General features: G+C 65.4%; 10 protein-coding genes. 5 read left to right on the forward strand and 5 right to left on the reverse strand.

Annotation, left to right across the window (positions count from 1 at the left end; genetic code table 11):
* Positions 1-62: 62 nt before the first annotated feature.
* The gene (locus A5779_RS02385; protein WP_064878563.1) at positions 63-446 is read left to right on the forward strand and encodes a RidA family protein; all 384 of its coding nucleotides are present in this window, start codon (positions 63-65) and stop codon (positions 444-446) included.
* Positions 447-575: 129 nt separating this feature from the next.
* Here A5779_RS02385 and A5779_RS32725 read toward each other — a convergent pair whose 3' ends face one another.
* Positions 576-3368, reverse strand: a complete 2793-nt coding sequence (locus A5779_RS32725) for a cadherin-like domain-containing protein (RefSeq protein ID WP_082941491.1) — start codon at positions 3366-3368, stop codon at positions 576-578.
* Positions 3369-3589: 221 nt separating this feature from the next.
* Positions 3590-6301 carry a cadherin-like domain-containing protein gene (locus A5779_RS02400; RefSeq protein ID WP_236734624.1) on the reverse strand — a complete coding sequence of 904 codons (2712 nt, stop codon included), beginning with the start codon at positions 6299-6301 and terminating at the stop codon, positions 3590-3592.
* Positions 6302-6550: 249 nt separating this feature from the next.
* Between A5779_RS02400 and A5779_RS02410 the strand changes: the two genes are divergently transcribed.
* Entirely contained in the window at positions 6551-7711 is a 1161-nt protein-coding gene (locus A5779_RS02410; RefSeq protein ID WP_064878569.1) for an ROK family transcriptional regulator, read from the forward strand.
* 31 nt (positions 7712-7742) lie between these two features.
* Positions 7743-8882: an acyl-CoA dehydrogenase family protein gene (locus A5779_RS02415; protein WP_064878571.1), complete on the forward strand. Its 1140-nt coding sequence runs from the start codon at positions 7743-7745 to the stop codon at positions 8880-8882.
* On the opposite strand, the gene A5779_RS02420 is transcribed toward A5779_RS02415, so the two are convergent.
* Positions 8857-9771, reverse strand: a complete 915-nt coding sequence (locus A5779_RS02420; RefSeq protein WP_064878574.1) for an alpha/beta fold hydrolase — start codon at positions 9769-9771, stop codon at positions 8857-8859. The genes A5779_RS02415 and A5779_RS02420 overlap by 26 nt on opposite strands.
* A 91-nt stretch (positions 9772-9862) precedes the next feature.
* Between A5779_RS02420 and A5779_RS02425 the strand changes: the two genes are divergently transcribed.
* A complete protein-coding gene (locus tag A5779_RS02425) occupies positions 9863-11476 on the forward strand; it encodes an LCP family protein (RefSeq protein WP_064878576.1) in 1614 nt (537 codons plus the stop codon).
* A 6-nt stretch (positions 11477-11482) separates the two neighbouring features.
* On the opposite strand, the gene A5779_RS02430 is transcribed toward A5779_RS02425, so the two are convergent.
* Both A5779_RS02430 and A5779_RS02435 read right to left on the reverse strand, forming a co-directional pair.
* On the reverse strand, positions 11483-12649 hold the full coding sequence (locus A5779_RS02430; protein WP_064878579.1) for a sensor histidine kinase: 1167 nt from the start codon (positions 12647-12649) through the stop codon (positions 11483-11485).
* A gap of 1 nt (position 12650) precedes the next feature.
* Entirely contained in the window at positions 12651-13289 is a 639-nt protein-coding gene (locus A5779_RS02435; protein ID WP_272868659.1) for a response regulator, read from the reverse strand.
* A gap of 54 nt (positions 13290-13343) precedes the next feature.
* Here A5779_RS02435 and A5779_RS02440 point away from each other — a divergent pair, with 54 nt between their 5' ends.
* Positions 13344-14225: a LysR family transcriptional regulator gene (locus A5779_RS02440; protein WP_064878583.1), complete on the forward strand. Its 882-nt coding sequence runs from the start codon at positions 13344-13346 to the stop codon at positions 14223-14225.
* Positions 14226-14256: the final 31 nt, after the last annotated feature.

A 14256-nucleotide genomic window follows, 5' to 3' on the forward strand; every position in this document is an offset into this window, starting at 1 on the left:
GCGAAAGCCCCCTATTTCCCCGGAAATAGGGGGCTTTCGCGTTTCTTCACTGGAAGGTGCCCATGAAAATCGTTGTACCGGAATGGATGCGGCCGATGTACGACGCGCACCACTTTTCGCCGGCGGTGATCGACGGCGATCACCTGCGCTGCTCGGGGATGATCGGGATGCGCCCCGACATGTCCGTTCCGGAGGATCCACGGGCCCAGTTCATCCAGGCCTTCTCGAACCTGCAGGGACTGTTGGCGGAGGCCGGACTGACCTTCGCCGATGTCGTCGACATCACCAGCTACCACGTCGGCCTGCAGCAACACGTGCAGACTTTCGGTGAGGTGAAGGACGAGTTCGTGGCCGCACCGTACCCGGCCTGGACGGCTGTGGGCGTCACCGAGTTGGCGATCCCAGGTGCGCTGGTCGAGGTCCAGATCGTCGCGCGGATGCGCTGACCCGGCCGCGCCCGGGATCCCCGACGTATATCCGGTTCACGACACTGTGACGAACGTGCAGGAAATCCCTGCCATTTGGCGAATTTTCGCCGAAAGGCTGCACGTTCGTCACAGCGCTCGCCGACACAACTACATATTCGCCCTGTCCTCGTCGATCCTGTCCTGATCGTTGACACTCTTTACGTCACCGTCGAGGTCAGAGGTGATGTGGCCGGTCATCGTTCGCTGGAGCTTGTTGATGGTGGCGTCCGCCTTGAGGTATCCGGTGTGTTCGCCTGTCACCGTGATGTCGGCGAGGTAGCGGATGGATGACTGACTGGCGGTGGTGTCGGTGGACTCGGTGCCGTTGAGGATCATCCCCTGCTCGTTGACGTAATCGGTGTAGGTGACGGTGCGGACGATGTGGCCGGTCGTCGGATCAGTGGACTCGCTGACCACCGCGGTACCACCGCCGGCCCCGGCATAGGTGCCGGTGGGAGGCAGCGGGGCCGCGCTGGGAACGTAGGTCTTGAGTTCGGGGGCCCACGTCGGGTCCGGCGTCGTCCGGTCGCCGGCCACCGGGCCGACGCTGGTGGTGTAGTTCAGCTTGGCGATGACCAGCCGGGTGTCTGTCTCATCAGCCCCGCTGGCCTCCCAGAATGCCACCGCATCTCCGGTGTTGTTCCAGCTCGCCATGCTGCGGGCGGTGTATCCGTCGCCGTCGACGAACACCGGAATCCCGTTCTCGCCCTTCAGATCATCCTCGACTGCGATGACCCATTCCTGGTTCGTGATGTTGGTGGCGTCTCCGGTTCCCCGGTATTTCTCGTACACCGCCCCTTGGATGTCCGCCGGCAGAAACGCCGGCCGCACGATCCGCGACATCGGTGTCAGCGCGTCGTACCCACGGGTGCTTCCGACCGCGATCCACTGTTCATTGGGCGAGAGGTCGATGTCCTCGTCGTAGTCGAGGTTGCCGGTCAGGCGGGTCACTTCGCCCGTCTCGAGGTCGACGACGATGTCGTCGACGTTCCCGGCCTCATACCGCCCACCGAGGATGATCACCCCTTTGCCGTCGGGGGTCCACTGCTTGCCCTCGCCGACCGGGTAAACCACACGGGCGTCGGCGATCTCGTAGCCGGCATCGGTACGCTCCAGCCTGCCGACGATCGGCACGGCGGTGATAAGACCTTGCGGGGTCATCTGGATCTGGCTGAACAGCACGTGTGTCCCGTCGGGCGAGATCCGCATCTCGCGCTGCGGATCGAGGACGCGTGCCCCCGCCGGGGGTGTGATGACCGGAACGAGCTGCTTGCCGTCGGCCGTCTCCTCGTAGACCACATAGGAGTTCGGACTCGTCGTGACCTGGATCATCAGTCGCCCCGAACCATCCTGGAAGGGAACGACCCTACCGAGGCCGCCGCTGACCTCAGTCGACACACCACAGGTGATGCACTCGACTTCGTTGCCGTCGACGCTGATCCGGTAGATCTCCTGGCGGCCACCTTCGGCCGGTGTGGCCCCGAAGTAGATGGACTGGCCGTCTTCCGAAAACCGCGGGGTGTTCGGGTTCTTGATGCCGTCAGGCAGGTTCAGGATCACCCGCTCGACGGTGGGGTTGAGCACCGTGACGTCGATGTCGTTCTGAGCGGTGCGTGGTTTGAACAGCGCCAGCAGGTTGACCTTGTTCCCGTCAGTGACCGACACGGTGAACGAATCCATCTGCGCCGCATCGTAATCAATATCGTCCGGGGTGTAGGTGAATTCCCCGGTCTCCTGGTCGATCGTCACCGTGCCGTATTTCGGCTGCTCGGTCACCGTGTAGGTCAACTCGTCACCTTCGGCGTCGGTCACACCGATATTGCCGGTGACGGTCTGACCGGTCTGCACTGTGGTGGTCGGGCTGCTGACCACCGGCGCCTGGTTGAACAGATTGCGCCGAACCCACCCCAACACCGCCCACGCCATCGGGGTGAAGGGCTCAGGTGAATCCGGAGACGGTGCCAGGAACGGGTTGAGCAGATTCGCCACAATCCCGTTGAGCACCCCCGCCGGATCGGTAGGGGTGGCCACCTGACTCCTCGGCGCCACCGCAGCCGTGGCAATCTGCACATTCGCCGCACTCGACACTGCCGGCGTCCTGGCCTCGCGCGCAGTAGCCGCCGGCATCGGCGCGTCGAGCTTCTGGCTCAGCTGCTCCGAACGCTTCTCGCTGATCGACCCCGTTACCTGCTCGACCCGCTCAGTCACCTCCTTGGCTTTCGCCAGCGACCGCTCGAGGGTGGCGCTGAGCTTGACCGCCCCGAGCGGAGCCGTCGTCTTCGAATCGGCGTCCGCCACAGCATCCGCGGCCCGAGGCGACGTGACGTCGGGCAACGAGACTTCCGGCAGCGAGAGCGACGGCAGCGACAACTCCGGCTTCTCCGTGCCGTCGTTGCGGGTCAGCACGCTCTCGCGCACCCTGTCCGGTATCGACGACAACGCCTGCAGGTGCGCATCGATCGCTCCGGCGAGTCCCTCCGGCCGACCCGGCTCCTTCTGTGCCCCACCGCTACTGCTGATCGTCACCCCGGGTGCCAACTCCTTGGTCGATGACGTCTCGCCGACGACCTTCGGCTTGGTGGTCTTCTTGGCCCAACTCTTACGGGGACCGTTCGACGATCTGCCCTTGCCCGGTGAGCTCTCGCCCGACGCACCGGCAGATGACGGCCCCGTCGAGGTCTCACCAGCCGCCGAGCTCGCGGAGGTCGACGTCGACGAATCCGAGGAGGAGGTGCCGGTCGAGTCGGCCGCGGCGACGCCGTATCCGGAGGCGACGGCCGCGACCAACCAACCAGTCACCACGATGCCGCTGTAGGCACCGATACGCCCGGTGGCCTGAAGTGTCCGGCGAGATGGAGGGGCAGTGAATTGCGGATTGAAGAGCGGATTGACAACAGTCATGGCGTGACTCCAGTTGCCCTGTGGGCAGGTTTAATTGGGTTGACGAATTTAATCACAGCACTTTTCTTGACGACCGGAAGCCGATTGACAGAATTGGCCAGATGTCAGAATGTACGACGGAGCTGAGCTTGAATCCTTTGCACGCCAACCACTCCGGCGCGTCCACTTGAGTGAACTGGCCGGAGTGGTCGAGGCGAAGGGGTAGTACGGACCGTCGACGCCTACACGTTCTGCTGCGCTTCGTTGATCGCGTTCTGGTCCAAGATGCTCTGCACGTCGCCGTCGACATCGGAGGTGATGTACCCGCTGTATGTCTGCCGGTTGGTGATGGTGGCATCGCCCTTGAGGTAGCCGGTGTGCGTCCCGGTCACGCTGACGTCGGCGGTGTAGTGGATGTACAACTGGTTGGCCGTGGAGTCGGTGGCCTCGGTGCCGTTGAGGATCATCCCGTCCTCGTTGACATAGTCGGTGTAGGTGACAGTGCGGATCGTGTGCCCCGGATTCGTCGGGTCCGCGGCCTCGCTGACCACCGCGGTGCCCCCACCCGCGCCGGCATAGGTACCGGTCGGTGGAAGTTCCGGCGCGCTGGGAACGTAGGTGCTCAGTTTGGGCAGCGTCGACGACAATTCCGGAGTCTTGTTATCGCCTTGGAGGGGGCCCACACTCGTCGTGTATTTCAGGTTGGCAATGACCAACCGGGTGTCCGTTGGGTCTTCGTTGCTCTGTTCCCAGAACGCAACTGCCGTTCCGTCGTTGTTCCAACCGGGCATGCTTTGACCGGCGTACCCGTCACCTTCGACGATCAGCGGGAGACCGTTCTCCCTCTCAAGCTCGTCTCCGACTGCGATCACCCAGGCCTGATTGGAGACATTCACCGGAGACGCATAGGCGTTGTAGACCGGTCCGACGATGTAGGCGGGCAGGAATGCCGGCCGTGCGATCCGCGACATCGGGGTGAGGGCGTTCAACCCCCGCGTGCTTCCGGTGACGATCCACTGTTCGTTGGGCGATTCGAAGACGTTCTCCTCGTAGTCGAGACCAGCTGTCTCACGGGTGATGTTCCCGGTGGCGAGATCGACCTTGATGGCGTCGACATTGCCAGCGTCGTACTGTCCGCCCATGATGATCACGCTCTTGCCGTCGGGCGTCCAAGACTTACCCTCGCCATAGGGAGCAACCACACGTGCGTCGTCGATCACGTACCCGTTGTCCGTGCGGACCAGCTTGCCAACGACTGGAACGATTGCCACGTAACCGTTGGTGCCCAATTCAAGTCGGCTGAACAACACGTGGGTCCCGTCGGGCGAGATCTTCATTTCGCGTTGCCGGTCAACGACATATGTCGGACTGTCCGGCGTAGTGAGGGGAACCAGTTCCCTTCCGTTCACACCGTCTTCCAGAACCGCATAGGTGTACGAACCTGTGCTGGACGTAACCCGGATCAGCACCCGGCCCGATCCGTCTTCGAATGGAAGCGGTTTCTGCAGATCGTCGGTAACGCTCGTCGTGACACCACAAGTCAAGCATCGAAGGTCGGTGCCATCGATGTTCATCTGGTACACCTCGTCGCGACCGCCGGCTACGGGTGTGGCCCCGAAGTAGATCGATTTGCCGTCCGCGGAGAACCTCGGCCGGTTCGGGTTGGTGATGTCGTCGGGAAGATCCAGGATCACCCGCTCTACAGCCGGGCTGAGCACCGTGACATCGACGTCTTTCTGAGCAGTGCGGGGTTTGAACAGAGCCAACAGGTTGATCTTGTCGCCGTCGGTGACCGACACGGTGAACGTATCTGTCTGCGCCGCCACGTAATTGATGTCATCCGGAGTGTAGGTGAATTCACCGGTCTCCTGATCGATGGTCACCGTGCCGTGCTGCGGCTGTTGGGTCACGGTGTAGGTCAACGCGTCACCCTCGGCATCGGTCACCCCGATATTGCCGGTCACCGTCTGACCCGCCTGCACCGTCGTCGTCGGATTACTCACCACCGGCGCCTGATTGAACAGATTGCGCCGAACCCACCCCAACACCGCCCACGCCATCGGCGTAAACGGCTCCGGAGAATCCGGCGACGGCGCCAGGAACGGATTCAACAGATTCGTGACAATCCCGTTGAGCACCCCCGCCGCATCCTCGACAGGGTTGGCCACCGGATTCTTCGGAGCCACCACCGCAGCCGTCGCGACCTGAACATCACTCGCTGTCGACACCGCAAGCGCCTTGGCCTCATACACCGTAGAAGCCGGCTTCGGCTCGGCGAGCTTGTCGGCGATCTCCTCCGACACCTTCTCGGAGATCACACCGGTCACTCGCTCCACCCGGTCAAGCGACTGCTTCACCCTGTCACCGAGTTTCACCTGACTCGGTGACGCCAAGGGCTGCGCGGTATCCGAGACGTGTGACATCTCCACGTCTGTTGCCGGTCGTTCCGGCGCGTTCTTGATCCCCGGCAGATCCAAGACGGTCGATCGGACCTTGTCGGCTATCGACGACACCACCTCCAGCGGCTGGTCAACAGTCGTGGCGGGCACCGATGGCACGGGTCCCGACGCAGGAACTGCCATGCCGGAACTGGCCGATTCCTCCTGAGCCCCAATGCTGGTCACTGCCTCGTCTGCGGTGTCGCGTGCCCCTCCACTGCTGCTCACCGTCACTCCGGGCGCCAGTTCCTTGGTCGTGGCCGTCTTGCCCGACCTCTTCGACCCGCCGGCTTTCTGCCTCCAGTCCTTGCCAAGACCGAGCGACGGCGGCCCACTCTTTCTCGGCTTGGAAGCGACGCCCTTCGCGGACCCGGACTCAGGCTTGGCCGCCGTTGCCCCGCGGGACGAGTCACCAGAGGACGCCGACGTCGAGGAATCCGATGACGAACCGGTCGTGTCGGCCGCGGCGACGCCATAGCCGCTGGCTACCGCGGCGACCAGCCATCCCGCCACCACGACACCGCTGTACGCGCCGATCCTCGCGGTAGTTTGAGTTGTTCTCCGAGACGCGGCCGACCGGGCCGACGTGCTCGACGAAGACGAGGCGAACAGGGGGTTGATGCGGGGATTACTAGCGGTCATGGCCTGGCTCCGATGCCCTAGGTACCTATTTAATTTCTGTGACGAACTTAATAGCAGCCGCCTTACGACGCCGTCAAGGAGGTTCCGCTGAAGCGGTCAGAATCAGCGCGCCGGGAAAAGCAGGTGTTGCACCTGCTGCACCGCCAGCGCGTCGTCCACCTGTTGCGGACCGAGGGTCCGCTCGCTCGAGCCGATCTGGCTGATCGCCTCGGGCTGAGCCGTCCCTCCATCACCACCCTCGTCGGTGAGCTGATCGAGGACGGCACCCTGGTCGAACTGGATTCCCGCGTCGAGGGTCCGGGTTACCGCGGCCGGCCCCGCAAACTTCTCGGCTGCAATCCACACGCACGTCGGGTCCTCGGAATCTGGATAGACGAACGTCGCGCACGTATCGCCGTCGCCGACGCAACGGGCAACATCACCCACGAAGATGAGACACCCACGGCAGGCAGAGCGGCCGCGTCGGTGATCCGCTCGATCATCCGGATCGCCAAACAGCTGATCGACGACCCCGCGGTGGAATCCGTCGCCGCCGCGGGCATCTGCATACCCGGATTCATCGACAGCACAACCGGATTCGTCGTGGAATCCAAGTCGCTCGGGTGGTCCGAGGTAGAGCTGGGCCAACCCATCTCGCACGCCCTCGGAGTACCGACCGCCGTTTTGGATTCGACCCAGGCCATGACGCTTGCCGAAACGATTGCCGGCGAAGCCCGAGAGGTGCGCTCCGCGCTACTCCTCGATTGCGGAGGCCACGTGAACGTCGGGCTGATCATCGGCGGACGGCCGTATTCCGGCGCCACCGGCGTCGCCGGAGCTGTCGGGCACATGCCGATCGCGGGGAGCAACGCGCAATGCCTTTGCGGCAGAACCGGTTGCGTAAACGCCGAAATGTCACTGCACGCCATGCAACCCGTCGCCCCGCACACCGAAGGTGTGCCCCTGAAGGACATCGACCTCGTCGCAGTGGCGCAGGAAACGAGCCGGAACCCGGCCGCCCAGAAGATCATCCGCGATGTGATCGACCGGATCGCGCACACCGCGATCCTCATGGAAGCACTCATTGACCCGGAGATCCTGATCCTCTCCGGGCTCATCACCGAGTTCGAGGAACTCATCGTCGCCCTCGAAGCGCGTATCGACGAGATCAGACCACCCGAGAGGCGTGGCCGCACCGCCACCGTGCGCTCGCAGATCGGCCGCGACTACCGGGTGGCCGTCATCGTGGCCCTGCAGCAACTCGATCCCGACATCGCCGGACTGCTGCAAACCCCCAGCCCGTGACCTGCCGCCCGGAAAACTAGGATGTGCAAGTATGCCGGTTGACCGCCTCCTGCCCTCGGACGACGCTCGCGACCTGATCGCGCTGACCCGCGATGTCGCCGACAAGGTCCTCGACCCGATCGTCGACGAGTACGAACGCGACGAGAAGTACCCCGAAGGCGTCATGGCCCAGCTCGGCGCGGCCGGGCTGTTGAGCCTGCCCCAGCCGGAGGAGTGGGGTGGCGGTGGCCAGCCCTACGAGGTCTACCTGCAGGTTCTCGAGGAGATCGCGGCGCGGTGGGCCGCGATCGGCGTCGCGGTCAGCGTGCACAGTCTCTCGTCGCACCCGCTGCTGGCCTACGGCACCGAGGAACAGAAGCAGCGCTGGCTGCCCGGCATGCTCGCCGGTGACCAGATCGGTGCCTACAGCCTGTCCGAACCGCAGGCCGGATCCGACGCCGCCGCCCTGAACTGCAAGGCCACGCGCGACGGCGACAGCTACGTCCTCAACGGCTCCAAGGCGTGGATCACCCACGGCGGGAAGGCCGATTTCTACACGCTGTTCGCCCGGTCCGGAGAAGGTTCGAAGGGCATCTCGTGCTTCCTGGTCCCCGCCGATCTCGACGGCCTGAGCTTCGGGAAACCCGAGGAGAAGATGGGTCTGCACGCCGTGCCCACCACCTCGGCGTTCTACGACAATGCCCGCCTGCCCGCCGACCGGCTGATCGGCACCGAGGGGCAGGGACTGTCGATCGCGTTCTCCGCGTTGGACTCCGGCCGCCTCGGCATCGCCGCGGTCGCGGTCGGCATCGCGCAGGCCGCCCTGGACGAAGCCGTCCGCTATGCCAACGAGCGCACCACGTTCGGCCGCAAGATCGTCGACCATCAGGGCCTCGGGTTCCTGCTCGCCGACATGGCCGCCGCAGTGGTCAGCGCCCGCGCCACCTACCTGGATGCCGCGCGTCGCCGCGATCTCGGGCTGCCCTACTCGTCACAGGCCAGCGTCGCGAAACTGATCGCCACCGATGCCGCCATGAAGGTCACCACCGACGCCGTGCAGGTGTTCGGCGGTGTCGGCTACACCCGCGACTTCCGGGTCGAACGCTTCATGCGGGAAGCCAAGATCACCCAGATCTTCGAAGGCACCAATCAAATTCAGCGCCTGGTCATCTCGCGGGGGCTGGGGTCCTGACGAAGCCGGTCACGGCAGCCAGGAACTGATCGGGCTGCTCGACCATCGGCGAATGTCCGGACCCTTTGATCACCACGGGCGGCAACCCGACCGCGGTGTAACGCTGGACATTGGGCGCAGTCGGGGTCAGCACGTCCTCGTCACCCCAGAGCACCAGTACCGGCTTGTGCAGTGCGGCAAGCGTTTCCGCAGTCGGGTGTGGACCGTCCTTCGAGTCGCACAGGCCGGTGTAGGTGAGCCGCTCCAACGAGCGGTGAGCATAGCCGGGCACCGGGTAGTCCGCGGCAAACCCGGTCTGCAGTGAACTCTCGCTGATCGCGTCGACGCCGCGGACAAGATCCATCGCCGGCCCGATCACCGGCCAGCACACCATTTGTCCGAGCAGCGGCATGCTGACCAGATCGTCCGATCCCGGGGTGTCCGAGACCACGACGCGCTCCACCAGGTCGGGATACTGCCGGGCCAGCTCGGACGAGACCGCTCCGCCCATCGAATGGCCGATCAGCACCGCGTGACGCACACCGAGCGCCACGAGCGCGTTGCGCACCGCCGTGGTCTGCGCATCCGACCGGTAGGCGGCGCCGGCGGCGGGCGCCTCCGAGCCGCCGTGACCGACCAGATCGATCGCGATCACCCGCTGGTCGCGGGCCAGCTGCGGGGCCACCTTCTCCCACCACTCCAGGGAGGCCGAGTACCCGTGCAGCAACACCACCGCGCGTTCCCCCGGCGGCCCGTACTCACGCACGTTGAGGTCGGGACCGTCCAGTTCCAGCACGTGCCCGCCGCCGAACGGCTCGGCCCGATGGTGCTCCTTGGTCGCCACCAGTTCATTGAGCAGCAACGCCACCACAGCCAACAGCAGCACGACGACGGCGATGCGCAATTTCATCCTGCGCACGCTAATGCCAAGACGTCGGCACTGACCAGCAATTTTCCCCGGTGGAACGAGTCTCAGCGAACGGCCCCATAATGACAGGGCAATGAACACACCTGCCCACACCGCCGGCGTCCCCCGGCACCGTATGCCGCGTCGGGGCGTGCGGGCCGCTCGCCGCGCCGCAGTCGGCCTGGTGGCGGCATCCGTGGTGGCCGGTACCGGTGCGGGCTGGGTGACCTACCACGGGGCCCTGGACGGCATCACCACCTCCAACGCTCTCGACGGTGGGCCGATGTCGGCCGGCGACACCGAGAACATCCTGATCATGGGGTTGGACAGCCGGTTGGATCAGCACGGCAACCCGCTGCCCGAGGATGTCTACCAGGCCCTCCACGCCGGCGACGAGACTGTCGGCGGCTACAACGCCAACGTTCTGATCGTGGTGCACCTGCCCGGTGACGGCGGCCCGGCCACCGCGTTCTCGATTCCGCGCGACGACTATGTGGACCTGGCCGGGTGCGATGTCTCGCCGTGCAAGGGCAAGGTCAAACAGGCCTACGGTTGGGCCTATCAGCGAGAGATGGAATCGCTGGAGGCTGACTCCGAGAACCCGTCGGCGAATGAGCAGCAGGCCCGTGAGGCGGGCCGCAAGGCGGAGATCGCGACGGTCCGCAACCTGCTCGGCATCCCGATCGACCATTTCGTCGAGGTCACCCTCGGCGCATTCTTCGAGATCGCCAAGGCCGTGTCACCGATCACGGTCTGCCTCAACGCCGACACCTCAGATCCGTACTCGGGGGCCGACTTCCACCAGGGCGTCCAGGAGATCGACGCAGCCCAGGCGATGGCCTTCGTGCGTCAGCGTCGCGATATCAACGACGAGAACTTCACCGACCTCGACCGCACCCGCCGTCAGCAGGCCTTCATCGCGGCGCTGGTGTCGGCGCTGGGCCACAGCGGAACGCTGAACAGCCCAACCGGACTGCGCAGCCTGCTGAACGTGGTCAAGCAGAACGTCGCGTTGGACGCCGGATTCGACCTGCCCAGTTTCGCCCGACGGGCCTCCGCGCTGACCGACAAACCACCGACGCTCTACACGCTGCCGATCAAGGAGTTCAGCCAGAATTCCTACGGCGAGGACATCAACCTCGTCGATGTGCCGACGATCCGCAAGATCGTGCATGACCTCGTCTCCAAGGACGACGCCGCGTCGTCGTCGGCACCCACCAGCAAGGCTCAGACGCTCAACGGCCACGGTGCGGTGCTCGACGTGATCAATGCGTCGACCTACAGCGGACTGGCTGCCCAGCTCGAAACGACCTTCGGCGCACACGGATTCACCGAGGGGCAGATCGGTGACGGCGAATCACTGGCCGCCACCACCACGATCGACTACGGGACCGGCGCCGAGGCCGCTGCTCAATCGTTGGCCGACGAGCTCGGCGTGATCGCGAACCCGTCTTCCGAAGTGGTGGCCGGCACCGTTCAGCTGACGCTGGGGACCGATTTCCCCGGCGACGAATACCTGTCGGGATCGAGCGATTCGACGTCAGAGTCCGGGTCGGACTCCACCTGGGACTCCAGCAGCAAGACGACGGAAGAGACCACGCCCAGCACGCCGGTGACGACGGTGGCCGCCACCGCGACCGGTACCTACACCCCGGCCCCCACTGACCTGAGCCAGATGAAGGTCTCCGGCATTCCCTGCGTGAAATAGCCGCGGCTACAGCGTGACCCGGACCTGGGTGCCGAACCCGGGCTCTGAGCTGATCGCCATCGAGCCGCCCATGGCATCGATGCGCACCTGCAGTGAGGCCAGCCCGATGTGTCCCTCGGCCACAGACTGGCCCAGTATCGCCGGGTCGAATCCCTTGCCGTTGTCCGCCACGGTCAGCACGACGCGCTCCCCCGAACGGTAGAGGCCGACGGAAATCGTGGTCGCCCCGGCATGTTTGTTGATGTTGGCCAGCAGTTCGCGCGCGGCGCGATACAACAGCGCCTGCCCGTCGGGCTGCCCGACGTCCTCCAGATCTGCCCGCACCGCTATATCTGGCCGAGCTTCGTACTGACGCAACAGTTCCCGCACCGCCGGGGTCAGTCCCAGCTGAGCCAGGACCTGCGGATGCAGTGCGGTGACGGTGGAGCGCAGTCCGACGGCGGTCTCCTGCAGTGCGGCATGGACGCGGTCCAGGCCGGGATCCGGGATGCGTTCGCGGATCTCGTCGAGGTCGAGGCGCGCGGCGAGCAGGGTCTGCAGTGGCCCGTCGTGAAGGTGCTCGGCCAGTTCGGCGTTGCGCAGATCGTCGGCCCGGGTGGATTCCGACACCAACTGGCGACGCACCTCCATCAAGGTCCGTACCCGCGCCGAGCGGCGCGCCAGCACAAATGACAGCGCGGCCGACGCGACCGCGAGCCACGCCAGAAAGCCCACGTGCATGTACACGATATCGGGCAGGCCGACGTTGTCGTCGCGCTCGGAATACAAGATCCACACCGCGAGATATCCCACTGCGGTGCTGCCGCCGAGCAGTGCGGTCAGCCACGGACGGTCTTGGAACGCAACGGATATGGGCAACAGGAAGAACACCGGTAGCAGCGCCGCGGTGGCTCCGCCCGAGACGGCGCACAGGGCGACCAGCACCAGCACATCCACGGCGGTCGAGGCCCATTCGGCCCACGGCGGCATGGGCCCGCGGAACACCACCACCAGCCACAGCACCGCCACGGCGGCGTAGACGCTCAGGATCACCGCGTACAGGACTGGTAACCAGTGGTCGACGTCCCACACCGAGACCAGCACCACGATCAGACCGATCAGCGGCAGCCGCAGCAGCGCCGAGACCCGCACGGGTTGGGTGGTGAAGAATTCGACGACGCGCCCGCCAGCCATGTCAGTCCAGCAGCCGGCGGCGCATCGCCTCCGCGACTGCCGCGCCCCGATCACTGACGCCCAGCTTCTCGTAGAGGCGCTGCACATGGGTTTTCACGGTCGACGGCGCCAGGAACAGCTGCTTGGCCATGGCCGGGATGGAAAGGCCCTTGGCGATCAGGTCGAGCACCTCACGTTCCCGCGGGCTGAGCACCGGGACGTCGGGTTCGTTGCGACGCCGGATCTCGCCGGCCAACCCGGCCGCCAGGTTCGGGTCGAGAACGTCGCGGCCCTTGGCACACGACAACACGGCGTTCACCAACTCGCTGCGGGTGGACTCCTTGGACAGGAATCCGGCCGCCCCCTGCTGCAACGCGGTGTAGACGATCGCCGACTCGTCGTGCGCGGAGACCAGCAACACCCGGGTGGGCAACTCGTCACGGCTGACCGCGGCCGCCACCTGGGCCCCGTCGAGTTGTGGCATGCGGTAATCGAGCAGGGCCACCTGCGGCTGGTGGGTCCTGATCAATTCCAGTGCGTCGGCACCGTTGTCGGCCTCGGCCACCACGTCGATCTCGCCGCTGGAGGTCAAGGCGCGCACGACGCCCTCGCGGAACATCGGGTGGTCATCACCCACGACCACCCGCACCTTGGCGACCATGCGACACAGCATGGCACAGGCTGACCGGTGATCAGCGCGTTTAGAGTCGGCGGTATGCATCTGGACGAGCTGCAGTGGTTCGTGGTGCTCGCCGAAACCGAGCATGTCACCGACGCCGCAGCCGAACTCGGCATCAGCCAACCCACCCTGTCGCGCGCACTGGCCCGGCTCGAAGAGCAGGTGGGTGTTCCACTGTTCGATCGGGTGAACCGACGGCTCCGGCTCAACGCCTACGGGCACATCCTGTTGGAGCACGCCCGCCGCAGTATCAACGAAATCCGTACGGCCACCGAGAGAATCGCCGAGTTACGCGACCCGGATACCGGGACCGTGCGGCTGGCCTTCCTGCATTCGCAGGCCGGCTGGTACGTGCCGGATCTGTTGCGCCGGTTCCGGACCGAGGCTCCGCGGGTGCGCTTCGAGCTGTTCCAGGGCGCGGCCCACGAGATCGTCGAACGCCTGGCCGGCGGTGAAGCCGACCTGGCGATCACTTCGCCGCGCCCCGAGGGCTTTCGCTGGCGCGGACTGTACATGGAGCGGTTGTGCCTGGCCGTGCCGCGCGAGCACCGCTTCGCCCGCCGATCCAGGGTCCGGTTGGCAGATGCCGGCGCCGAGCCTTTCATTGCCCTGGCACCCGACTTCGGGTTGCGTCAGCTCACCGACGAACTGTGCGCCGAGGCCGGCATCTCGCCGCCGGTGGTGTTCGAGGCGATGGAGATCCCGACCATGGAAGGGCTGGTGGCCGCCGGTTTCGGGGTCGCGGTTGTCCCGGTACCCCGGGCCGAACGGGCCGAACCCGGAGCCGCGTACGTGCCGCTGTCGGAGAGTTCGGCCAGGCGCCAGATCGGGCTGACGTGGAACGCCGACCGCCCGCTGCCGCCCGCCGCGGCGCGTCTGGCCGAATTTGTCATGCAGAATATTCATGAGCTTGAGTAAACTCATGCATTGGACACATTTTTGTCGGCGT

Source organism: Mycolicibacterium peregrinum (genome assembly GCF_001665625.1).
Taxonomy (GTDB): Bacteria; Actinomycetota; Actinomycetes; order Mycobacteriales; family Mycobacteriaceae; genus Mycobacterium; species Mycobacterium peregrinum_B.

Coding starts and splice junctions, on each gene's coding strand:
- A5779_RS02440 (WP_064878583.1), top strand. CDS start 13,344: ATGCATCTGGACGAGCTGCAGTGGTTCGTGGTGCTCGCCGAAACCGAG.
- A5779_RS32725 (WP_082941491.1), bottom strand. CDS start 3,368: ATGACTGTTGTCAATCCGCTCTTCAATCCGCAATTCACTGCCCCTCCA.
- A5779_RS02435 (WP_272868659.1), bottom strand. CDS start 13,289: ATGGTCGCCAAGGTGCGGGTGGTCGTGGGTGATGACCACCCGATGTTC.
- A5779_RS02430 (WP_064878579.1), bottom strand. CDS start 12,649: ATGGCTGGCGGGCGCGTCGTCGAATTCTTCACCACCCAACCCGTGCGG.
- A5779_RS02425 (WP_064878576.1), top strand. CDS start 9,863: ATGAACACACCTGCCCACACCGCCGGCGTCCCCCGGCACCGTATGCCG.
- A5779_RS02420 (WP_064878574.1), bottom strand. CDS start 9,771: ATGAAATTGCGCATCGCCGTCGTCGTGCTGCTGTTGGCTGTGGTGGCG.
- A5779_RS02385 (WP_064878563.1), top strand. CDS start 63: ATGAAAATCGTTGTACCGGAATGGATGCGGCCGATGTACGACGCGCAC.
- A5779_RS02415 (WP_064878571.1), top strand. CDS start 7,743: ATGCCGGTTGACCGCCTCCTGCCCTCGGACGACGCTCGCGACCTGATC.